General features: G+C 34.6%; 16 protein-coding genes, 1 tRNA gene and 1 pseudogene. 2 read left to right on the forward strand and 16 right to left on the reverse strand.

Going from position 1 to position 24,540, the window contains the following annotated elements; all coding sequences use genetic code 11:
* Position 1: 1 nt before the first annotated feature.
* From HMPREF1252_RS09135 to polA, 4 genes and pseudogenes are all read right to left on the reverse strand, one after another.
* Complete coding sequence (locus tag HMPREF1252_RS09135) at positions 2–766, reverse strand: N-acetyltransferase (protein ID WP_023059072.1); 765 nt, start codon at positions 764–766, stop codon at positions 2–4.
* Positions 744–2,228, reverse strand: a complete 1,485-nt coding sequence (locus HMPREF1252_RS00910; RefSeq protein ID WP_023059001.1) for an AMP-binding protein — start codon at positions 2,226–2,228, stop codon at positions 744–746. Before HMPREF1252_RS00910 ends, HMPREF1252_RS09135 begins: the two co-directional genes overlap by 23 nt.
* Entirely contained in the window at positions 2,225–2,818 is a 594-nt protein-coding gene (gene coaE / locus HMPREF1252_RS00915) for a dephospho-CoA kinase (RefSeq protein ID WP_023059059.1), read from the reverse strand. Before coaE ends, HMPREF1252_RS00910 begins: the two co-directional genes overlap by 4 nt.
* Positions 2,805–5,451: pseudogene (gene polA, locus HMPREF1252_RS00920) on the reverse strand (DNA polymerase I). The gene coaE and the pseudogene polA overlap by 14 nt, the downstream one beginning before the upstream one ends.
* A 100-nt stretch (positions 5,452–5,551) precedes the next feature.
* On the opposite strand from polA, the gene HMPREF1252_RS00925 reads away from it, so the two are divergent.
* Together HMPREF1252_RS00925 and HMPREF1252_RS09680 are read left to right on the forward strand one after the other, a co-directional pair.
* A tRNA-Leu gene (locus HMPREF1252_RS00925) sits at positions 5,552–5,638 on the forward strand.
* Positions 5,639–6,088: 450 nt separating this feature from the next.
* Positions 6,089–6,265 carry a hypothetical protein gene (locus tag HMPREF1252_RS09680; RefSeq protein ID WP_008902514.1) on the forward strand — a complete coding sequence of 59 codons (177 nt, stop codon included), beginning with the start codon at positions 6,089–6,091 and terminating at the stop codon, positions 6,263–6,265.
* A gap of 120 nt (positions 6,266–6,385) precedes the next feature.
* On the opposite strand, the gene udk is transcribed toward HMPREF1252_RS09680, so the two are convergent.
* From udk to HMPREF1252_RS00985, 12 genes are all read right to left on the reverse strand, one after another.
* The gene (gene udk / locus HMPREF1252_RS00930) at positions 6,386–7,015 is read right to left on the reverse strand and encodes a uridine kinase (protein WP_008902515.1); all 630 of its coding nucleotides are present in this window, start codon (positions 7,013–7,015) and stop codon (positions 6,386–6,388) included.
* Entirely contained in the window at positions 7,012–8,238 is a 1,227-nt protein-coding gene (locus tag HMPREF1252_RS00935) for a U32 family peptidase (RefSeq protein ID WP_023059054.1), read from the reverse strand. Before HMPREF1252_RS00935 ends, udk begins: the two co-directional genes overlap by 4 nt.
* Complete coding sequence (locus HMPREF1252_RS00940) at positions 8,225–8,878, reverse strand: O-methyltransferase (RefSeq protein WP_023059076.1); 654 nt, start codon at positions 8,876–8,878, stop codon at positions 8,225–8,227. The genes HMPREF1252_RS00935 and HMPREF1252_RS00940 overlap by 14 nt, the downstream gene beginning before the upstream one ends.
* Positions 8,879–8,904: 26 nt before the next feature.
* A complete protein-coding gene (locus HMPREF1252_RS00945) occupies positions 8,905–10,569 on the reverse strand; it encodes a ribonuclease J (protein ID WP_023059050.1) in 1,665 nt (554 codons plus the stop codon).
* Positions 10,559–11,026, reverse strand: a complete 468-nt coding sequence (locus HMPREF1252_RS00950) for a Fur family transcriptional regulator (protein WP_023059132.1) — start codon at positions 11,024–11,026, stop codon at positions 10,559–10,561. Before HMPREF1252_RS00950 ends, HMPREF1252_RS00945 begins: the two co-directional genes overlap by 11 nt.
* Complete coding sequence (locus HMPREF1252_RS00955; protein WP_008902520.1) at positions 11,010–11,258, reverse strand: DUF1292 domain-containing protein; 249 nt, start codon at positions 11,256–11,258, stop codon at positions 11,010–11,012. Before HMPREF1252_RS00955 ends, HMPREF1252_RS00950 begins: the two co-directional genes overlap by 17 nt.
* Positions 11,251–11,676, reverse strand: a complete 426-nt coding sequence (ruvX, locus tag HMPREF1252_RS00960) for a Holliday junction resolvase RuvX (RefSeq protein ID WP_008902521.1) — start codon at positions 11,674–11,676, stop codon at positions 11,251–11,253. Before ruvX ends, HMPREF1252_RS00955 begins: the two co-directional genes overlap by 8 nt.
* A gap of 30 nt (positions 11,677–11,706) precedes the next feature.
* Positions 11,707–11,955 carry an IreB family regulatory phosphoprotein gene (locus HMPREF1252_RS00965; RefSeq protein WP_023058959.1) on the reverse strand — a complete coding sequence of 83 codons (249 nt, stop codon included), beginning with the start codon at positions 11,953–11,955 and terminating at the stop codon, positions 11,707–11,709.
* Positions 11,956–12,151: 196 nt separating this feature from the next.
* Complete coding sequence (locus tag HMPREF1252_RS09140; RefSeq protein WP_023059004.1) at positions 12,152–14,953, reverse strand: S-layer homology domain-containing protein; 2,802 nt, start codon at positions 14,951–14,953, stop codon at positions 12,152–12,154.
* 363 nt (positions 14,954–15,316) lie between these two features.
* Positions 15,317–18,859 (reverse strand): pyruvate:ferredoxin (flavodoxin) oxidoreductase, encoded by a 3,543-nt coding sequence (nifJ, locus tag HMPREF1252_RS00975; RefSeq protein ID WP_023058939.1) that lies wholly within the window; start codon positions 18,857–18,859, stop codon positions 15,317–15,319.
* A 319-nt stretch (positions 18,860–19,178) separates the two neighbouring features.
* A complete protein-coding gene (srtB, locus tag HMPREF1252_RS00980; protein ID WP_023059063.1) occupies positions 19,179–19,919 on the reverse strand; it encodes a class B sortase in 741 nt (246 codons plus the stop codon).
* Between the two features lie 20 nt (positions 19,920–19,939).
* Positions 19,940–24,328: an adhesin domain containing protein gene (locus HMPREF1252_RS00985; protein WP_023058978.1), complete on the reverse strand. Its 4,389-nt coding sequence runs from the start codon at positions 24,326–24,328 to the stop codon at positions 19,940–19,942.
* Positions 24,329–24,540: the final 212 nt, after the last annotated feature.

Consider the following 24,540-nt stretch of genomic DNA (forward strand, 5'->3'; position numbering starts at 1 on the left):
TCTATCTCCTATAAATAATTGATTTTATATTTTTTTCTACAAATCCTAATGATTTATAAAAAGAAATCGCCTCTTCATTATCTTCGTTTACAAAGAGTTCAATTCTATTATATCCTATTTTATGACCATAACTACATAGTTTTTCAATAAGTTTCTTGCCAATTCCCTGTCTTCTGTATTTTTTTAAAACAGAAATGTGATTTATGATTAATGATCTCTTAGAACCCACTTTAAATTCTATAAAGCCTTTTAAATTATTTTCTTCTACTATCCCTAGAATTTCCTCGTTTTTTATGGAAATTATAAGCTCATCAATCGTCGGAACGCAGCCGTAGTACCTATCAAAACTTGAAACTATTTCATCATGTACTTCATTTAAATAACTTTCATCTAGTAATTTTACCTCTTCTGAAAAACTATCTTCAATTTTTAGCTCCATTTGAGTTCTCTTTAAAGCTTCTTTAAATCCTAGAGCATTTAAAATTCCAACGCCTTTTTCATCAAATCTTTTAAATGTGTATTCCAAAACTAAATCTTCATTAAAATCTAATTCTATAGAATCATCTCTTAATAAAAATCCGTCGGCAATATAGAATCCATCTCTCTTAAGTAAAATCAAATAGTTTTCTCTATCTTCTAATAAGTATAGACTATCTAAATTTTTCTCGTAATCAGCCTTATTCTTCATAGAAGTGGTGAAATATCTTAGGTCAAACCTTTTATTTAAGATTTCATCTAACTCATCAATTGCCTTTATTTTTTTCATAAATAGTTCTAAGCTCATTTCTATCTATCTTTCCATTTCTATTCTTGGGAAGTTTTTCTAAATGTACTATTTCATTTGGAAACATATACTTAGGTATTCTATCCCTTAAAAATACAATTATATTTCTTCTTTTTATCTCTTCTCCAGAATAGAAAAACACAATCTTTTCATCATCAAAGTCGTAGATACACGCTCCTTCTTCAATTTCCTCCATAGAAGATAAAGAAGCTTCTATCTCTCCAAGTTCTATTCTACTACCCATATGTTTAATTTGGTCATCGCTTCTAGAAAGAAATACGAGCTCTCCTCTTTCGTTATACTTTGCAATATCTCCAGTTCTGTAAACTATATCCCTAAAGAAATCCTGTCTTGGGTCTTGGATAAAAGCAGATTTAGTTCTTTCTTTATCACGATAGTATCCACAGGAAATCTTCGAACCTCTTACGACGATCTCGCCCTTTTCACTGCTTTCTTTTAAATCTTCATCCACCAAGAAAACTTCCATGTTTGGAATGGACTTTCCTATAGGGATTATCTCGTCATCACTGAGTTTTCTATCGACAACATAGTAGGCGCAGTCCACCGTAGTTTCAGATGGTCCATAGAGATTTACAAATTTTGCATCCACCTTGTCCATTAGGTAATTTAATTTTGAAGTTTGGAAACTTTCCCCTGCAAATGAAATTTTATTTACATATTTTAGATTATTTTTTTCTAAAACCTTTGAATTTACGAGTATATTTAGAGCACTTACTGCCCATAAAAGCACATTTACTCTGTTTTCATTTAAAAATTCAACCAAATTTATAGGAAGTGCAAAGAACTTTTGTGGGATTACTACGAGTTTTACACCGCAGGCTCCAAATAGAAATACATCCTTCATAGCTCCATCGAAATAAAACGGACTTTGACAGCCGAGGACGTCTTTTTCATCTATCTCAAATGTCTCCTTCAAGAATTTCACTAGTTCAAGGGTTTGGCTGTGATTTATAAGTACGCCTTTAGGCTCGCCAGTGCTTCCAGATGTCCATATGAGGTAACAAGGGTCTATGTCTATATGACTATCTCTAATCCTCTTTAATATCTCATCATCCGCGCTGAAACTCCCTCTAGTGTCTATGGTTTCAAAATCAGAGAATACACCATCTTCATTAACAGATAGATATGCCACAGGTTTTGCTCTTTCAGTCATCATCTCAAGTCTCTTCTTTGGTGTTTTAGAATCCACCGGCATGAAAAAATTGCCAGAGTACATAGCCGCATAAAATCCCACCAAAGAATATATGCTTCTATCAGATTCCACTGCCACGGCTCTATTTTTAAATCCAAGCCTTGCGATTTTCGTGCCAAGTTCTCTTGCTCTCTTTACAAAATCTCCTATGGTCATACTCTCATTTTCATCCACAAGTACTACTTTACTAGGATTTTTATTTCTATTTTCTTCAAGTAAATCTAATATCATTTCAATCTCTCTAACGCTTTTAATACATTTTCTCTAAGGCTTTCTAAGCCATCGTTGTTTTCTACTACATAATCAGCTAAGTTTCTTTTTTCTTCTATGGAAATTTGAGAATCAATGATCCTTTGTGCTTCTGCCTTACTTATATTGTCCCTTTCCATAAGTCTTTTTAGTTGTATACTAGGCTTGGAATATACAACCCATACTTCGTCATAATTTAATCCGTAAAGTTTCGCTTCATCTAAGGTTTCAAAAAGAAGTGGCACATCTAAAAAATTAATTTCGCCGTCCTTAATTCTTGAAAGTATGGTTTCATAAATCGTCCTGTGCATAATTGTGTTTAAAATCTTCAGTTTTTCTTCATCTTTAAATACTATATTCCTTACATAGCTGCGATTTAACTTGCCACCTAGAGTCGCATCGTCTCCGAAAAATTTCCTAATTTCGTCTAGGATATCTTCTCTTTCTGCAACTTCCCTTGCAACTAAATCTGAATCTATAACACTATATCCCAAATCTCTTAAAATATTTGAGACTTGGGATTTCCCTGTTGCTATGGAACCAGTTATGCCGATTATTTTACATGGTTTCATACATACTCTTACCAGTATCTAGTGATACTTTTAATGGAACATTTAATTTAACCGCATTTTCCATTATATCCTTCATCAATTCTTCTACCACTTCCAGCTCGTCATTAACTGCATCTACCACAAGTTCGTCATGGATGGTTAGAATTAGTTTAGATTTCAAATTTCTCTTCTTAATTTCACCATACACTTTAACCATTGCAATCTTAATAATATCTGCAGCAGAACCTTGTATAGGAGTGTTAAGTGCAATTCTTTCTCCAAAGGATCTAATGTTGAAATTCTTTGCAGAAAGTTCTGGAATATATCTTCTTCTGTTGAAAATCGTCTTTACATAGCCCTGTTTCTTTCCAGTTTCGATTTCATAGTCCATGTATTCTTTAACTTTTTTGAAATTATCAAAGTATCCGTCGATATATTCTTTTGCAAGTTCTCTAGTAATTCCAAGTTGCCTTGAAAGTCCGAAGTCAGAAATTCCATATACAATTCCGAAGTTAACTGCCTTTGCTCTAGATCTTAAAAGGTCTGTAACATCTTCTTTATCCACGTGGAAAACTTCTGATGCTGTCTTGGTGTGGATGTCCATTCCATGCTCAAATGCTTCAATCATCCTTGGGTCTTTTGAAAGACTCGCTAGAACCCTAAGTTCAATTTGACTGTAGTCGCAATCCACCAATGTTGAATCTTCACTTGCCAAGAATGCTCCCCTTATGAGTCTTCCCTCTTCAGATCTAATAGGAATATTTTGTAGATTTGGCTCAGTAGAACTGATCCTTCCAGTAGAAGTTCCAGTTTGATTAAATCTCGAATGAATTCTGCCAGTCTTTTCATTTATAAGGGCTTTTAATCCATCGATGTAGGTATTTTTAAGTTTTGTAAGCTTTCTATATTCCAAAATATTTTCTATAATAGGACTTTCGTCGACCAATTTTTCTAGTACGTCTTGCGCAGTTGAATATCCGGTCTTTGTCTTCTTTATCACAGGAAGTCTAAGTTTATCAAATAAAATTTCTCCCAGCTGTTTTGTGGAATTTATATTGAACTCTTCTCCAGAAATTTCAAAGATTGAACTAGTTAGATTTTCAATTCTATCATCTAAGTTTTTACCTATATCATCAAGTACACTAACTTCAGTCTTAATGCCTGTTAGCTCCATATAGGCTAGAACTTCAAGTAGTGGAAGTTCTATTTCTCTATATAAATCAACCATTTCAAGTTCTTCTAGCTTATCCATTTGGATCTCTTTTAATTTAAAACTTCCATTTAAAATAAATGAAAAATATTTGAATAGTTCATCTTTTTCTAAATCTGAGTAGGATTTCTTCTTTACGCCCTTTCCAAGTAGAGCCTCTTCGTCTTTATAGGAGCCTAAATCATACTTAGAAATAATATTTTGAAATTCAAAACTTGATGCAGTTGAATCGAGAAGATATTCTACAATCATAGAGTCGTAGGTCAAATTCTTCAAATCTATTTTATTTGAAAGTAGTATTATGACATCTTCTTTTGCATCATAACCAATCTTTTCTATCTTTTCATCTTCAAATAAAGCTCTTATATCTTCTACGATATCTTTGCTATATTCATAGAAAGAAGTCACGACTCCATCTGATAGACCGATGTAGGTTGGATCTACTCCCTCGTAGATCTTGCCATCTGTTATAAATTTAAATCCCATAAGTTTAGATTTTTTAATCTTATCAATCATCGAATTTAAATCTATAACTTCATATTTAGTAAGTTCAGTCACATCTACCTTTTCGATTTCAGGCACTTTGTCTGTGTCAAGCCTAGCTAAAAGTGTTTTGAAATCCAGTTCCGAATATAGTTTATAGAGTTCTTCGAAGTTATATTCCTCTTTCTTAAAATCATCTAGTTTATAATCTAGAGGAACTGTAGTGACAATAGTTCCAAGCTTCTTGCTCATAAATGCTTGTGATTTGTTCTCGGTCAAGTTTTCGTTTAACTTCTTGCCGCTTACTTCATCTAAATTTTGGTATAAATTTTCTATATTTTTATATTCTTTTATTAACTTAATTCCAGTCTTTTCTCCCACTCCAGGCACTCCAGGAATATTATCGGAAGAATCGCCCATAAGAGCCTTTAAATCTATAAATTCTTCTGGAGTAAGTCCGTATTCATCATATAGATATTTTGGAGTCACTTCAAGAAGTTCAGTGATCCCTTTTTTAGTTAAAAGCACAGTAGACTTATCGTCAACCAATTGAAAATAATCCTTGTCACCAGTTAAAAGATAACTTTCAAAATCATTCTTCGCTGCAAGTTTTGAAATAGTTCCAGCGATGTCGTCCGCTTCATATACCGGTGAGTCAAGAGTCTTTATATTCATAAGTTTTAAAATATCCATAATGTATGGCCACTGTTGCATAAGTTCGCTCGGAGTCTTCTTTCTAGTGCCTTTGTAATCCTTGTAAAGTTCATGTCTAAATGTACGACCTTTCTTGTCGAAGCACACAGCAACATGGGTAGGATTTATATTATCTATTGCATTTTCAACCATCATCACAAAACCATATATGGCGTTTGTATACATTCCCTTTTTATTTTTAAAGTGGAAGAGCATAAAAAGCTCTAAAGAAAAGTGATGATCCGTCTATAATTAGTATTTTATTCATAATACACCTCTAGTATATTATAGCATAGTAGAGTTAATAGAAGAACACAGCCACCTTATTATTGCAATATATAAAAAAAAGTGTTATTATTATAAAGCAAGCCGAAATGGCGGAACTGGCAGACGCGCGAGACTCAAAATCTCGTGGTGGCAACATCGTGTGGGTTCAAGTCCCACTTTCGGCACCAAAATTTTTTGAGCATTGTAATTTCAACATTTGCAGTGCATCAAACTAAAAAAAGTTGGCTACCTGTTGGCTACCCAATTCATATTTATTTAAAAATATAACCGCATTAGCGGTTTTTTATTTTTCATTTTTTTCTTTATTTATTAATTTATTTTTAAAATTTTTACAGCCTGATTTTTATAATTCCATTAAAATAATTCCACAATTTCAAATTATCAATTACAATTCAAATTTTAATAAATTTATTTTGTCTGTCAAAGGTTTTTGAACGGTTGGTGAAAATCCGGTGAAAACGCTAAAAATGCACAAAATATTTATAAAATTTTTTGAAGTTTTTTGTATTTTGTGATTGGAGTCACAGAATTAACAATCAATATCATTTATACTTAGTTTGAAGTTAAGAAATAAGACTTAAAAAGTCAGCAATAAATAAAATTACGGAGGTACACAAATGAGATTTTTTTCTAAAAACAATTCAAACGATATTAAAAACGAAAGAAGCCTAGATAGAGTTAACAGATCATATTTCTTTAGCACAAAGGAATTCTCTTACAACGCTTCATTAAATACAGAATACAAAAACACACTTGCAGATTCAATCTGGAGTGTTAACAGAAGAAATATTTAATTACCTTAATAAACTAATTTTGTCCATTAAAAAGATCTTGCATATCGCAGGATCTTTTTTATTACAATTTTACTTACATAAAAAAAAGAGGTCTTCACCTCTTTAATTCTTATATTATATTTAATTCTGTTCATTTTTTAAAATTTGTTTAATCTTTGTGTGGATTAAATCTATTGCTACCGTGTTATAACCGCCTTCCAGGATTATTATATCCGCATACCTTTTTGATGGCTCAACGAATTGTATATGAGCTGGTCTTACTGTGCTCATATATTGAAGTATTACCGAGTCGAGGCTTCTGCCTCTATCCTTCATGTCACGAAGAATTCTTCTTATTATTCTAACATCTGCATCTGTATCTACAAATACTTTGATATCTAGTAGATCTCTTATTTCTTTTTCAGCTAGTATTAGTATTCCTTCTAGTATGATTACATCCTTTGGTTCAACTCTTTTCGTTTCTTCTGTTCTATTGTGAATTGAAAAATCATAGACAGGTTTTTCTATTGCTTTTCCTGCTATCAAATCTTTTAACTGTGATACCAATAGTTCGTTATCAAAAGCAAATGGATGATCGTAGTTCGTCTTTACTCTCTCTTCAAATGGTAGGTTGGATTGGTCCTTGTAGTAAGAGTCCTGTTCTATTATAGTTACATCTTTTTCATCTATAAGTTTAATAAGTTCTTTGGTTATGGTACTCTTACCAGACCCAGTTCCTCCTGCAATTCCAATTATAACTGGTTTTTTCATGACTGAGATTTTCTCCTTATCATATATTTTTCTTCTACAGGTTCTATCGTTTTAAATTTATATATTTGTAGAGCCTTGTTGGCAACGTCTATGACATTGTCATCTTCGTCATACATTTCTTCTATTGTTTGAGTAAAATGTTTCCTCCCAGGTCCGAAGATTTCTACTTCTTCTCCAGGAAATATTCTATTTTTTTGTACTACTGTTGCGATTTTAGTATCTTCATCGTAATCAGTCACCACACCCACATAGTCATATCCGCGAATATATGAATTATCTGTGTAGACTTGTGAATCTTCCTTAGCCTTTCCATAGAAAAATCCCGTAGTCCAATCTCTGTGACTGACCTTTTTTAATTCTTCTTCATAGTATGGGTCGAATTTATAATTTTTCGGATCTCTATAATATTCATCTATCGCCATTCTATAAGATCTTATGGTGGTTGCTAAATAGTAGTCGCTCTTTACTCTTCCTTCTATCTTAAGGGATGCAATTCCCGCTTCGATAAGTTCGTCCAAGTGGGCTATCATGTTAAGATCCTTGGAGTTCATGATAAATGTACCTTCATCATGTTCTTCTATTGGGAAATATTCTCCTGGTCTCTTCTCTTCAACAAGATAATATTTATACCTACAAGGTTGGGCACAGTCTCCCATATTTGCATCTCTTCCTGTCATATAGTTTGAAAGTAGACATCTTCCTGAATAGGACATACACATTGCTCCATGGCAAAATGTTTCGATTTCTATTCCTTCAGTGTTCTTTACAATCTCTCTTATCTCTTCTAGAGAAAGTTCCCTTGCAAGGACCACTCTTTTAGCGCCTTGTGCCTTCCAGAAATTAACAGTCTGACTATTTGTCACAGATCCTTGAGTGGATATGTGTATATCTAGCTTAGGTGCAGCAGCCTTAACTAGAGAAAACATACCTGGATCGGAAATTATAACCGCATCCACTCCTGCATCTTCTAGTTCCTTCGCATACTCTTCAATGCCTATTATATCATTATTGTGAGGCACAATATTTAGAGTTACGTGGACATGAGCGCCCCTTTCGTGAGCGTATTCCACTCCCTCTCTTATCTCTTCTATAGAGAAATTCTTAGATGCCTTTCTAAGTCCAAAGGAGCTTCCTCCTAGGTAAACCGCATCGGCACCATAATCTATTGCGGTTTTTAATTTATTTAAATCCCCTGCTGGGGCTAAAAGTTCAATCTTCTTCAAATTTCCTCCTTATTAGTAGAGCTCCATCTCCAATAGGAACAATACTAGAGTAAAACCTTTCATCATCTTTTATATCTTTCAAAAATTTTCTAAGTCTTTTAACTATGGTTATCTTTCTTCTCTTTACCAAATCCTGATTTGCAATCATCCCTCTGAAAAGTACATTGTCACAGACGATTATTCCATCTCTATTTAAAAGTTTTATCGCTTCGTCAAAATACTTTTCGTACTGCCCTTTAGCAGCATCTATGAAAATAAAATCGAATCTTTCTTTGCATTCTAAGAGATATTCATAGGCATCAGAATGGACAATATTTATTTTGTTTTCTAGTCCAGATTTCTTTATATTTTCACTTGCGATTTTTACCATATCCTCGTTTATTTCAACTGTTACTAGATTTTCTACAAAGTCATTCATAGAAAAAGATATGGCTGAATAACCAATTGCAGTTCCAAGTTCCAAAATTTTCTTAGGTTTTGTAGTATTTATAAGAAAATTATAAAACTCTTCGCACTCTTCTTCAATTATTGGAACATGGTTTTTCTCTGCATAATCTCTAAGTTCAGCTAAAAGATCTGATTTAGTTTTATAAAGACTTCTTAGATAGTCTTCAATATATTCGTAGCTAACTTTGCTCATAAATTTAGGGACAAAAATGTCCCTCCTCAAATTTCCATTATAATAGGTAAGATCATCGGATTTCTCTTGGTTCTATGGTACAAGAATCCTCTTAAATCTTCCCTTATATTTGTCTTAAGCGTTGACCAGTCTGAAATAGATTTTCTGTCGCATTTGTCTAGAGTCTTCTTAACCATATCTCTAGCTTCGTCCATTAAATCTACAGACTCTCTCACATACACAAATCCTCTAGATATAATATCTGGACCGCTTACAACTTTTCCTTCTTGTTTAGAAATAGTAATTACTACTACTATAAGTCCATCTTCTGAAAGATGCTTTCTATCACGTAGAACGATATTTCCAACGTCACCGATTCCAAGTCCATCTACCAATGTATTTCCAGAAGGTACGCTTCCAGTAATAGCAGCAGATTTCTTGTTAAATTCAAGAACATCTCCATTTTCAAGGATAAATATATCTGAAGGATCAGTACCCATTTGAGTGGCAAGTTCAGCGTGTTTTAAAAGATGTCTAACTTCACCATGGGCCGGCACAAAGTACTTAGGCTTAATAAGTGAAAGCATCATCTTTAACTCCTCTTGACAAGCATGACCACTCACGTGAATTTCAGAAAGCGCTTCATAGATAACCTTAGATCCAGTTTCCATAAGCTTATTTATAACTTTTGCAACTGAATTTTCGTTTCCAGGAATAGGCGTTGCAGATAGAATGATAACATCTTCTGAAGTTGCCTGAATCTTTCTATGTTCACCAAATGCAATTCTCGTTAGAGCACTCATAGGTTCTCCTTGAGATCCCGTTGTGATAACCACTGTCTCCTCTGGCTTATATTTCTTCATTTGGTTAATATCTATAATTGTGTTTTTCTTTACATCTACATATCCAAGTCTTCTTGCAGTGTCCATCATAGTTTCCATAGATCTTCCAGAAAGTACAACTTTTCTACCAAATTTTTCGGCAGAGTTTATAATCTGTTGAACCCTGTGGACATTGGATGCAAATGTAGCTATGATGATTCTGTTATTCATACAGCTTTGGAAAATTCTATTAAATGTCTCTCCAACATTGGATTCACTCATGGTGTATCCCTTACGAAGGACGTTTGTAGATTCTCCAACCATAGCAAGCACACCTTCTTTTCCTATTTCACCAAGACGAGTAAGGTCAATTGGTTCTCCAGAAATAGGTGTGAAGTCAACTTTGAAGTCTCCAGTTACAAATACATTCCCTATTGGACTCTTTATATAAATGGATGATGAATCAGGAATAGAGTGGTTAACCCTTACCCATTCAACTTCAAATTTGCCAAGTTTGATTCTATCTCCTTGGTTTACAACCTTTAAGCAAGATAGTGGTATTCTGTGTTCTTTTAATTTGTTTTCTAATAAACCCATGGTAAGAGGTGTTCCGTAGATCGGAATATCAAGCTCTTTCAATAGGTATGGAACAGCTCCTATGTGGTCTTCGTGACCATGAGTTAGAACTAGTCCCTTTATTTTATTTTTGTTGTTTATTAAATATGTGAAATCTGGAATTACTATATCTATTCCAAGCATTTCATCTTCTGGAAAGGTAAGCCCGCAGTCAACGATAATAATTGAATCTCTGTATTCGACTACAGTCATATTCTTTCCTATTTCATGCAGACCTCCTAATGGTATTATTTTTAATTTGTTGTTATTTTGCATTGATTTTATTCTCCTGTAATTTTTCATAGCAATCTTTGCAATAACCCGTGAATTTCAATTGATGGTCTACTATTTTAAATCTTTCGTTTTTTTCTACTTCATTTTCAAGTTCATCAAGAAGGTCAATCTTAACCTCTTGAACCTTGCCACATTTTAGGCAGATTAAATGGTGGTGAGTATGCTCTTTGTCGTTTAATTTAATCTCATACCTGGTAACATTGTCGCCGAAATTAATTTGGTTAATAAGTCCAATTTCATAGAAAAGTTGAACAGTTCTATAAACAGTTGCAATTCCAATGCTACTGTCTATCTTTGAAACATCGTGGAACACCTCTTCGGTCGTTAGATGTTTTTCTTTGTTATGGATAAACGAATTGTAAACGAGTACCCTTTGATTGGTGAACTTATAACCGTTTTCTTTTAATTTTTTCTTTACGTATTCAGTGTTTAAATCCATTTTCATTTCCCTTCTCCGTTAGTTCTTCGTAAGCTTCGATAGCTTCTTTTAGCTCAGCATCCCCGATACCTTCCAGATACTCTCCGTCCTTGTCCTCTTTGATTCTTAAAATATAGGTGGACTGACCATCCAAAGATTCAAGTACTGCATAAGCCTTGTTGTCGATTTCAAATTTACCAACTATTTCGAACTCAACTTCATTTCCATTTTCATCAAAAAATTTTTCAGTCATTATCGTTATTCATCCTATCTATATAAGTCTGCAAAATAATAGATGCAGCTAATTGATCGATATACTTCTTTCTATTTTCTCGTCTGACATTTGACTGAATCAGAGTTCTTTCCGCCTCAATAGAAGTAAACCTCTCATCTTGAAATATCACTTCAACTCCAAATTTTGGAGTGAGTTTCCTTGCAAATTTCCTTATTCTTTTGCTCATAACCGTATCGCTACCATCCATATTTATAGGCACACCAACCACAACCGTTCCAATATTATAGTCATTTAAAATACCTTCGATCTCTTCATAGGCTTTGTCGTTGGATGTTCTCCTGATGGTTACGAGGTTACTTGCGATAGTACATGTTGTGTCGCTAATAGAAACACCGATGTACTTGTCCCCTACATCAAGTCCCAAAAATCTATTCATAATTATAAAATATAGATGTGAAGATCACATCTATTTCAAATAGCTATTTAGAAGTTCTTCAAGAAGTTCGTCTCTTTCAACCTCTTGAATGGTAGCCCTAGCATTGTTGTGGCCTGTAATATATGTTGGATCTCCAGAAAGAATATATCCAATGATTTGATCAGTAGGATTATATCCCTTATCTTTAAGAGCATCATATACAGTTTTTAAAATGCTTTTAATTCTTTCAGTTTCTAAATCTTGCTTTTGAAAGACTTGAGTTTCGTGATTCTTATTCATAATCTTCCTCCATAACCCATTATACCACATTTTGAGATAATTTACACAATATTGATAATACTTTCATTTAAAAATTTTATTTATTATAGACATAGCAAAATTTTCATAAAAGCTTGCTTTATAAGTCGCTCAATTTTATAAAATTAAAACCCTCCTTACACTTTAATAAGGAGGGTTTTTGAAAATATTTTAATATTTATTTAATTAGCATCCAGTCTTCTTTTATTTTTCCGCTTTCTCTTCTCATATAATCATGAGTGTTTGTGGCTTCGACCATATCATTATATCCCCAAAAATCAGGAGTAAGATCAACGAATCTCTTTAAATCAGATGGGTTTTTACATTTTCTAAGTGAATGTTCATCATAATTTCTATCAAACATATTGTTTAAAATTACTGCTACTTCACATCTTGTTATTTCATTATCCGGTCTAAATGTTCCATCTGGATAGCCTGTGATTCTTCCCGCTTTATATTCGCTTCCTATTGGACGCTCTGCCCAATGGTTAATTATATCTTGGAATGGTGCAGATCCTTCTGGCTTATTGTCAAACATAGCAATCATTTGAGTAAGTTCAGCTCTGGTTATGGAAGCATCTGGTTTAAATGTTCCATCTGGATAACCTTTCATTATTCCTTTTTCAACTACCGCATTTATAGCTTTGTTATACCATGCACTTGGAGTATCTGGAAAGTTTGGTTTTGTTTCTGAAGCTTTAGATTCTATTTCAAGTAATCTTGCTACCATCGCTGCGGCTTCTGCCCTTTTAATTTTTCCATTTGGTCTTACTGTTTCATCTGGATATCCAAAGATATATGCCTTATGTCTAGAAGTAAAATCTGTTGGATAATAATAAAGTTCAGTTTTAGAAGATCCTTTCTTTGCAAATTTCTTTGCAAATATATATAAATTTCCTTTGACTTTGTAGGTTTCGTTATCTATATATTTTTCCCCGCTCAAGTCAGCCTTGCTGTTCCAATTTGGTAATGCTTGGCTTGGGTTAGGTAGCTTTGTACTTGCGTAAGTCAAGATTTTAACATCCCGTTCTTTGATAATAGCGCCCGCTTTTTCTTTTATGAATTCTTCCCAGTTGTAAGGATTGCGATATTCCATGAATACATATTCGCTTAATTTGCTTGTGTAAACCGGTTCTGCGAATAAACCTTTTGCCACGTCGTTCCCGTCATAAATCGTGGTTGTTACTGGATTTAGGTAGTTCACGTCATAATTATTTAGGATACTTCGCACATTGGTCCATGTTTTGTCCGATTGCTCAATTGCCAATTTACCTTCCAGTGAACTTTGTTTAAACTTCAAGTCCTTGAAGTCTTTGTAATTTTTCGGCGGATTGTAAAATCCATAACCGGCTCTGTTACCATTAAATACAACATTATCATTAACTTTCAGCATTTTATAAGCATGATAGGAATACTCAATGCCCCTGACAGGTTTCGGATCTTTATAAACTAACTCCTGAGGGTCTGAATAAATTTCTAAAAACTCTAAATTTTTGGTTTCATCTACAACTTCGTTCTTTTCATCTTCTGCAGGATTTTCCATTGATCCCGGACCGGAATAAGGCAGATACTTTTTAACCGGGAAAGTATAATATATCGCTCCTCCAAGTCTTGATGCGTAGTTATTTATAAACTGACTGTCATCGATATCAAGTTTACTTCCGACACATCTGATTGCCCCGCCACTGACAGTTGTAGCTTTTGCACTACCGCCGCCCATGAGTAAATAATCTTTTGATTCGCTTAAATTTTCATCTGCTCTATTATTTTTAAACTCGGTATTTCTCACTTTAACATCATGATAGAAACCTATATTTATCGCTCCTGCCATGACTGCTTCGTTATTTATAAATTTAGAGTTTTGAATAATAACATCATCAACTGGCATAAATTTCGGAACTTCCTGCGCCTGTCTCATACTTGGCGTAAAGCCGGCTAATTTCGCTGGACGATGTGACGGAGTAATAAATCTAATCGCTCCGCTATCTTTGCCCTTATTACCTATGAACTGGCAATTATATATATTTAATTTTCTAATGGGTTCATTTCCCCAAAGAAACACTGAAGTCACTTCAATGGCGCCGTCATCCTGCCCTTTGTTGTTGATACAATTAACATTTTTAATCGTAGCGTCCTCTATAAAATTTAATTTAAACGCTCCGGATGAACTACCTTCATTCTCTTTAAATGATCCATCTTCCATAGTCAATTTATCTAAAAAGCTTAAATCTAAACAGTCGCCCTTGTTGTTACTGAAATGAGTGTTTTTAATTTCTGCAAGACCACCTGCAAAAATCATGACATTGGTCTCAATATTATTTGAAATCTCGCAGTTCTCAACGATATTATTACAACGATAACTCCAGATTAATAAAGGGTTATCGTGTGGATTATTCTCCTCTTTAGTATTATCTATAATCTTACAATTGTGCATGGCAAAATTTATCCACTCAGTTTTAATGACATTAAGAGTATATCGACTCTTAAAATTTCTTATTTCGCAACCGTCCAATGCCAGCTTTGCTTTATCGGGTGGAAGCTTGTAATCATCGCTGTAATACGGGTTGTCATCTGAAAATTCATAATTTATAAAGCCATTTTTTTGACCGTTTCCGTCGATGGTTAAATTATTAATATTTATTGTGTTGGGTCCATTTTGGGTATCTACCGTTATCATAAATCTTTCGGTAAAGCTTGCAGATGGCTTAATCTTAACGCTTTTATCTTTACCTGTAATCGTAAAGTCATTTTTAATATTTAGCTCTTTTGATAATTCCAAATCATCATTTAGTGTCAAAGTATAAGCTTTGTCATCATCAATGGCATTTATAGCTTCGGTAAGACTATCCGCATCATTAAATCCGACGCTCGTTTCGCCTGTACTTAGTATGTACTTATCTTCTTGTGCCATAGCTTCATTAAATGGCAATACTGCGATGAGCAATAATAGTATAAATAGAAAATAAAATCTTCTGTTCATTCCAAACTCCTTTTTTTATTTTTGATTTATAAATAACTTTTCATATAAGTATTTATTCATACTTATAATATCATATATTTTAACGCTTTAAAAGAATTTTGTTAAAATTATATTTATTAATTGCGATATTTTAAATAATTAATTATTAAACTTATTGTATTTAATTGGCTTTAAGATAATACATGTATAAAAATATAATAATTAATATGTTTTTCAAAAATTACAATAAATAATTTCAAAGTTTTAAAATCTATTTATAATTTATTCCATAAAAAAATCTGTTGGGTATTTTATTTCCCAACAGATTTTTTACAGGATTTTATATGTAAAAAAGGGACTATTTCTAGTCCCTTAATTTTTATATTATTCTTCTACTGGATGGTAGTTTGAATGCATACGAACATAGTTTTCGTATCTATCTTTTGCATCTTGTTCTGCTCTTTCGTAAAGAACTTCTGCTCTTTCAGGGAATTTCTTCTTAAGTGAAGTGTATCTTACTTCTCCGTCTAGGAATTCTCTGTAAGGTCTTGTTGGTTCTTTAGAGTCTAGAGTGAATGGATTCTTACCTTCAGCTTTAAGTTCAGGATTGTATCTATATAGGTGCCAGTAACCAGTTTCTACTGCTTTCTTTTCTTCTTCTATAGATACGCCCATTCCTTTTCTGATTCCGTGGTTGATACATGGTGCGTATGCGATTATTAGTGATGGTCCTTTGTAAGCTTCTGCTTCTCTTATTGCTTTAAGTGCATGGTTCTTGTCTGCTCCAATTGCAATTTGTGCTACGTAGATATATCCGTATGTTGTAGCCATTAGTCCTAGGTCTTTCTTCTTGATTTCTTTACCTGCTGCTGCGAATTGTGCTACTGCTGCTGTAGGTGTTGATTTAGAAGATTGTCCACCAGTGTTAGAGTAAACTTCTGTATCTACTACCATTACGTTGATGTCTTCTCCAGAAGCTAGTACATGGTCAAGTCCACCATATCCGATGTCGTATGCCCATCCGTCTCCACCGAAGATCCATTGTGATTTCTTGATTAGGAATCTTTCCATTTCTCTTAGGTCTTCAACGATTTCTTCTGCTTCTCCTGTGAATGATTTTTCAAGAACTTTTAAAACTTTAGCTGCTGCTGCTTTTGAAGTTTTGTATTCGTCCATTCCTTCAATCCATTCTTTGAAGACTTCATTTGCTTCTGTATCTACTCCAAGTTCAATGAATTTTTCCATTAGAACTTTTATTCTATCTCTTGATTGTGTTTGAGATACTGCCATACCATATCCGTATTCAGCGTTGTCTTCGAATAGAGAGTTAGCCCATGATGGTCCTCTTCCGCAAGAGTCTGTGCAATATGGCATAGATGGTGCTGATCCACCCCAGATTGAAGTACATCCTGTTGCGTTTGCGATGCTCATTCTGTCTCCAAATAGTTGAGTGATTAGCTTGATATATGGTGTTTCTCCACATCCTGCGCATGCTCCAGAGAATTCTAGATGAGGTGCGAAGAATTGTGAGTTTTTAACGTTGTTTGGTTCGAAAACTTCTTGTTTTGAAGTAACTGTTGCTGCGAAGTCCCAGTTAGCTGCTTGTGCTTCCAAATCTTCTTCAAATGGAATCATTACAAGTGCTTTTTCTTTTGCTGGACATACTTGAGCACAGTTACCACATCCTGTACAGTCTAGTGGAGAGATTTGAATTCTGTATTCGAAATCTGATGCTCCCTTACCGATTCCCTTCTTAGTTTCGAATGTTTTTGGTGCATTATTCTTTTCTTCTTCGTTTAGTAGGAATGGTCTTATAACTGCGTGTGGACATACGAATGAACATTGGTTACATTGGATACAGTTTTCAATCTTCCAATGAGGAATGTCTACTGCGATACCACGTTTTTCGAATTTAGAAGTTCCTGCTGGGAATGTACCATCTTCCATTCCAACGAATGCAGATACAGGAAGTAGGTTACCTTCTTGTCTGTTTACAGGGATTAGAATGTTGTTTATGAAATCGCTAGCGCCTTCAATCCTATGTGCGCCTTCAGCTTCTGCAGATTTCCAAGATTCTGGAACTTCTACAACGTGAAGTGCTTCCACCCCTTGATCTACTGCTTTGTAGTTCATGTTTACAATTTCGTCGCCCTTAGCGCCGTAATCTTTAACGATAGCTTCTTTTAGAAGTTTTGTAGCTTGTTCCATTGGAAGTACTTCTGAAAGTTTGAAGAATGCTGATTGCATAACCATGTTGGTTCTTCCGCCTAGTCCAATTTCTGCTGCTATCTTAGTTGCGTTTATTGTGTAGAATTTGATGTCGTTTTCTGCAATATATTTCTTAAGTGATCCTGGTAGGTGAGTTTCTAGTTCTTCATCTGACCAAGTTGTGTTCATTAGGAATGTTCCACCACGTTTTAATCCACGAAGTAAGTTGTATTGGTAAACGTAGGATTGTTTTGAACATGAAATGAAGTCCATTTCACTTAATAGGTATGTTGAAGTGATTCTGTTAGTACCGAATCTTAAGTGTGACATAGTAACCCCACCTGACTTCTTAGAGTCATAGTCGAAGTAACCTTGTGCATACATGTCAGTGTTATCACCGATTATCTTGATTGCAGATTTGTTTGCTCCAACAGTTCCGTCAGATCCGAATCCCCAGAATTTACATCTGATAGTTCCAGCTGGTTCTGTTGAGATAACTTCGTCGATAGGTAGTGATAGATGAGTTACATCATCATCGATACCGATTGTGAAGTTATGTCTTGGTTTTTCTGCGTCAAGGTGTTTAAATACTGCAAGGATTTGTGATGGGTTGGTGTCTTTTGAACCAAGTCCGTATCTTCCTCCGCAGATTTCTGGTTTGTTTGCTTCGTCGTAGTAAATATCTCTAACGTCTAGGTAAAGTGGTTCTCCAATAGATCCCTTTTCTTTTGTTCTGTCTAGAACTGCAATCTTCTTAACAGTCTTAGGCATTGCATTTAAGAAATGTTCTTTAGAGAATGGTCTGTAAAGATGAACTTTTAGTAGACCAACTTTTTCACCTTTGTCCATTAGGTAATCTACAACTTCTTCTATACATTCAGTAACTGAACCCATAGCAACGATTACTTTTTCAGCATCTTCTGCTCCGTAGTAGTTAAATAGTCCGTATTTTCTACCGGTTAGTTCTGAAATCTTTTCTAAGTAATTTTCAGTAATTCCAACTACATCGTTGTAGTATTTGTTTGAAGCTTCTACTTCTTGGAAGTAAATATCAGGGTTTTGAGCAGTACCACGAACTTGTGGGCTTGTTGGGTTAAGAGCTCTATCTCTGAATTCTTTGATAGCTTTTTTGTCTACTAATTTCTTAAGATCATCATAGTCAAGTACTTCGATTTTTTGAATTTCGTGAGAAGTTCTAAATCCGTCGAAGAAGTGACAGAATGGAACTCTAGATTTGATTGCTGCTAAGTGAGCAACTCCACCTAAATCCATAGCTTCTTGAACTGATCCAGATGCAAGTAGTGCAAATCCTGATGCTCTAGCTGCCATAACGTCTTGGTGGTCACCGAAGATTGATAGTGCGTGTGAAGCAAGAGCTCTTGCTGCTACGTGGAATACTCCTGGTAGAAGTTCCCCTGCGATCTTGTACATATTTGGAAGCATTAGAAGTAGACCTTGTGAAGCAGTGTAAGTAGATGTAAGTGATCCTGCTTGAAGTGCTCCGTGAACAGCTCCTGCTGCTCCACCTTCTGATTGAAGTTCTTTAACTAAAACTTCTTGACCAAATATATTCTTTCTTCCTTGAGCTGCCCATGCATCAATGTGTTCAGCCATTGGTGAAGATGGTGTAATCGGATAGATACATGAAACATCAGAAAACGCATAAGCTACGTGAGCTGCTGCTTCGTTTCCATCCATAGTTTTGAAATGTTTAACCATTTAAACCTCCTAAATTTAATACCTGTTACTAGATAATAGTTTTACATAAAACGACCATTGTCATTTCAGATATAACTATTATATAACTAAAATAAATGTTAAACTGTGATATTTATCACACGAATTGATAATCAGCTTATCAATCTCACATTGTTACCTATTATTCTATCACAAAAATTTAACTTTGACAGTATTATTAATTTTTTATGATACATAGGTTCTATTAAAAATATTAATCCTTTATAAATTTACTTAATCTTTTTCTATTAAATTAATTATATTTAAATTTGAATAAAAAAATAGACCCGAAGGTCTAAATTTATTTTTGTAGTACAGCTTGCACTGCCATTCTATCGTCTATATCTGAACAAGTGGACAGAGTAAGAAATTTTTCTCCAAATTTTGGAAGATCACTATTTATAATATTCTTCTTTTCTATTCGAGATAATAACTCTTTCCACTCATTCTCATCATAGCTAGTTGATCTATAATTTTCATAGGCATCCGCATCGTATACGGCAAAAATTTTATAGATAAATCTTCCGTTTAAAGTATCTACGATTATATAAGGATTATCCTCCAGGTATGAAGGGTCTCTATATTTATTCAAAGAATTAAAAACATGACCAGATCTGACATTGTGTCCATAGAGAATAGTATTTTGATCAGAGAAGTCATTTGAATTTCTCGCATCCATAAACACAGCGCCGAAAGGATGATAAGCTCCAGTGTAATCATGGTCAAGGTAGAATGAATTGTCATTCCCCTTAACAATAGGAAAATCTAAATCCAAATTTTTTATATATATTCTTCCAATGACATCTGGATAAGATTTGTGAAGTGACTCCACAAATTCTCTACCTGCCTTTATCTCTTTATCTAAAGCATCATCAGAATTATCAGAAATACTATTAGTAATTTCTTCCAACCTTGAAGAATAATCCACCTTTAATTTGTCGTAAGAATTGTTATCCATTTGATAATTATAGATTTTATAACCAGACCAAGCTATGATTATAACAAGGAGGAACTGAATTATACTTATTAACTTTTTCTTCAATTTAACCCTCCTCATTTTTATTATTTTTCGTCTTCTTTTTTCCTTCTTTGTAAAAATGCTAGCGCTGAAGCAGCAAGACCAGCAATGCCTGCATATCCATCGATTCCAGCATCATAAGTCTTAGGTGCTTTTGCATAATCGTTTATATTTGTATTAGATTTAGCTTTTTTACCTTTAATAGTTTCAGAATCTTTGTTTTTAGAAACATAATATTCGCCAAGTTCTTCTGGTGATTTTTCATCTTCACTAGATTTTTCAAGTTTATCTGAAGATGCTCCACTTGGATTACTTTTAGTTTCACTAGATTTTTCTTGTTCAGATTCTTTATCTGATTTATCTTGTTCAGCATTTCCTGGTTCTTTATTTTCAGAATTTGAAGAATTATTGTCTTTTTTATTAGGTTTGTTATTGTCAGATTGTTCTCCTGGATTTACATTCTCATTAGGTTTATTATGATTTTCTCCACCAAAATTTTCTTCACTAGATTTTCCTGGTTTGTTATCTTCTGGTTTTTCTGGTTCAACGGGTGCCGGACACATCTTATCGTTTGGTTTTGTGCCTACTTTAATAATTTTCTTAACAGGTTTTTTAGTAATTTCTTCTTTTCTCTTGTCTTCTATTTCTTTACTGTTTTCGATGACGATAGTCGTTTCTTTTTCGCCATTTTCCCCTTCTTGTTCAACCTTGTGAGTACCCGCATCCATTGTATTGTCTTCAATGATTTCTACTTCAAATGGAATATTAGACTTCACTTTCACTTCACCAGTTGTCTTAGAACCATATTCATAAACCGCCTTAGTTGGCTCAGTTCTTTCTACCTTGGTTTCAAGCTTGCCAGTTTCCTTGTTGAAAGTAGTTGTGACAGTAACCTTACCTGGAGTACCTTCTTTTATTTTCTTAACTTCTCCAGCCTTTAGTTCAGGATTGTGTTTGTACTCAGTTTCGTGTGGAATTGGTTCTTCCTTCATAACTGGTTTGATACCAACTTTTACAACTCTCTTAACAGGATCTTTTGTTACTTTATTAGTTACGAGTTTCTTTTGGTCTTTATCATAAGAAGTTGTTATAGTAACCTTGCCATTTTCACCTGGAGTTACTTCTTCTTCCTTGCCCATTTCTTCATTTTCATCATAGATGTATTCTGTTTCAAATGGCTTTTCAACTTCTTTGACAATTGGTTTGATACCAATCTTAATTACCTTATCTACAGGGTCTTTAGTTGTTTTAAATTCGCCTTCTTTATTTTCAGTTACTTTTCCATCTTTGATTACAAGAGTATTTGTTCTTTCTTGTTCTCCTGGTTCTCCACCAGTTTCTTCTCTTTGGCCAGCTTCTAGATTTTCATCATACACGTATTTTGTTTCGAAAGGAAGTTCTTTCTTTTCTTTTATCTCGTGAGTACCGTAATTTGTACCTTCACCAACTAAGACAACTGCATTTCTAGCTTTTTTAATAACTTTTGGCGCAGAAGTATCAGTTACCTCAGAGTTTTCTATAGTAAGGGTTACTTCTTGTTCTCCCTTTTCTCCCCTTAATTCATTTCCTTTATCATCAGTAGCGTATTTCCATTCACCCTTCTTTAGTCTTGGGTCTTTTCTAACTTCTACTTCAAATGGGAGTTCTTCTGTGTAGGTGTGTTTACCTTTTGTACCTGATGCTACAAATTGTACTTCTGTTTTCTTTGTGCCAGCTTCAACCTTATTTCCTTCTGCGTCTTCTTCGTAGTAGTGGGCTGTTACTGGGACATTTAGTAGGGCACCGTCTATTGACTTGCCTTCTTCAGCATTTGGTACAGTTGCTGTAACCTTACCACTTGTTTCATCTATTGTTACATTCCAAGTATTGCCCTTATCATCTGTGTAGGTTGGTGAATCTAAGGTGTATTTACCTGGTCTTCTGTTGTATTTATCTTCTGTATTTAAGATAACATCTGAAGAAAGCTTATCTCCTGACTTACCTGCCTTGGCATTATAACGTGCCGTCATATTGGCCTTTTCTTCGATTACGAAGTAGGCATTGGCTTCTTCGGTGATATCTTTTCCCGGCTTTTGTTCATCTGCATAGTGGGCAATTACAGGTACTGTAAGCTTTTCCCCACCGTCAAAGGCTTTAGGGTCTACAGGCTTGGCAGTAACCTTACCTGTTGTTTCATCAACTTTTACAGTCCATTTATTTCCCTTATCATCTGTAGCTAGCTTGTTACCAGCTTCATCAGTTTCCAGAGTATCCGGAAGCGTATAGTGGTTCGGTTTTATTCTCTTAGTATCTTGTGGAACTGTTGCCTCTGATGTTTGCTCATTGACCGGGTAGTTTACTTGAGCGTCGTATTCCGGCTTGATATAAGTCGACTCTTTAACTACAAAGTGGAAATAGTGGAGGTCTTTAGATCCGTTTGTGTAGGTGTATTCTACAGGAACGGCGATAAAGTCTCCGGCTTTGGCGGATTTGGGTGGTTTGACTGTAAATTTAGAAATATCATGTGCGTCAACTTCTAACTTCCACTGATCTTCTTCTGCCTTCCCTTTGTTTTCGCGATTAATAAAGTCCATGATAATCCTACCAGCAGCTTCTCCATTTTTATCTGCTTCATTCATCTCATCCGCAGTCTTATCATTTTTACTTGGGTTCGCTGGCGTAAACATTTGAACTGTAAAATCCTCGCCCGGATTTACATTTAAATAAGTTCTACCTTCTGTAGCCTTGCCGTCTTCATCTTCGAAGGACTGATTATAGTATCTTGTATCGTCAAGGTTTAGCTTGAATCCACCTACAAGGTTATAGTGGTCGTAGCGGTCGATACCTTGTTTATCTATTGTGACATTTTTTCCCTTATGGTTGATGTCGGCAGTACCGGCTTCTGAGCCTGTGTATGTTCCTTTTTCACCAAATTCGTCTGGTATTTCTGCTATGGTTTTAAATTCTTCTGCTGTTCTTGGACGGACAAAGAATTTGACATCTAGATTTTGAAGGGCCTTATAGTCAGGCGTATTGAAGATGGAGTCTTCATTGACGACAGTCTTGCCATTTTCGTCCTTCTTTAGGGCTCCTTCCGGCATCTTAATGTGGATATTGCCATTGTCGCCAATATAGGCACTTGCTCCTGGAACAATCGCTCCTGTAATAGGGTTATAGACTTGACCTACTAGTCTATCCTTGGCGTTTGCGTCAATATTGTCTACCTTAACACCCGTGTCAATGTCTTGGCCTTGGACAAATACCTTTTCATTGTATTCGCCGCTTAGCTTCATAAGCTCTAGCTTGTCATTTTCATTAGGCCATGGGTTGACCTTGTAGCCTAAAGCGAAGTTACCACCAAAAAACTTAACTCTTGGGTTATCTTGAGTGTAATTGTCTTTCATACCGAAAGATGTGGAGGAGTTATCCTTGTTATTTATATGCTTTAAGGTTTCTTCACTGGCCTCATAGTTCAAATTTCTTTGTGACCTAGAAGCCGCAATTCCTGTATTTTCATTTGGCTTATAGGTTACATCAGGAGATTCAGGAGTTAACTTATCTCCTTCACTCATCATTTTCTTGTTTCCTTTATCAACAGGTAAATTACCAGAATCCGTAACATAAATCTTAGTATAGGTTCTTTGACCAGTCTTCTTGTCTATGGTAATTTGGTAACCATATTCAGTCTTACTTGGTGAAGTCTTTGATGGGTTTTTAATATTGAATTCTAAACCATCTTTCACTTCTCCCTGATCAGTCACAGGACTCTCTTGATTTGTATCTCCCGGTTGTAGGTCGGTTTCCCTATAACGTTCGCTACCACTATAGTCTTTTATATTTTTTTCATCTTCATCATAATTTGGGTCGTCTGCTTTTTGAAGATTTTTATCTCCTTCAGTTTGAGTTCCATCTTCTACCGCTTCACTGTTTTGACCAGTTTGTTGACCTTCTGGAATTTTTTCCTCTGATGTTTGAAGATCTTCATTTACTGCTGATTTTTCGCCGTCTTGTGTATTTGTGTCTTTAGATTCAGATTTTTCTTCTTTATTTTCTACAGTAAACTTATCTTCATTTAAAACCTTTACAATTTCTTTATCATTTTCTTTTGAATTTTTATTTATAGATTCATTTTCTTCTACTATATTTGCAGAAGATCTACTTGTGCTTGTAGCTTCTAATCCTTCTTGGTTAGAAACTGCTTCTACTTTTTGTATAGCATATTCTTCATCTTTTTTGTCATCTCTCCTAGACAAAACCTCTCCTACTATTTCAGTTCTTGGTGCGCTAGTTGCTCCAACACTTACTTCTTTTGCGTAACCCACTCCAGGTATTAGTACTATTGCTCCTAAGAACACAGGTACTAAACCTACGCTTAGTTTACGCATACCGTATTTTGGTTTTGTATTTGCGGATTTTTCTTTTTTCTTATCCACAACGTCTTTTAATCTTTCCATTTTCTCATCCTTTCTTTTCATCATGTCAATAAATTTTAAATTTTAAATCTTAAAATTTTGCGTGCAACGTTTAATTGTTACCCGACATTTTAAAGAAATTAACATAAATTTTCGAAAAACGCTAACTGTTTAACTTGAAGATGGGGGTTTTTTCAAGTATTTTCGCCTATAAAAATTTTTTTAAAAAAATATTTTGCCATTTCATAAACGTT

Origin of the sequence: Peptoniphilus sp. BV3AC2 (assembly GCF_000478945.1) — a bacterium.
In the GTDB taxonomy this organism is placed as follows: domain Bacteria; phylum Bacillota; class Clostridia; order Tissierellales; family Peptoniphilaceae; genus Peptoniphilus_B; species Peptoniphilus_B duerdenii.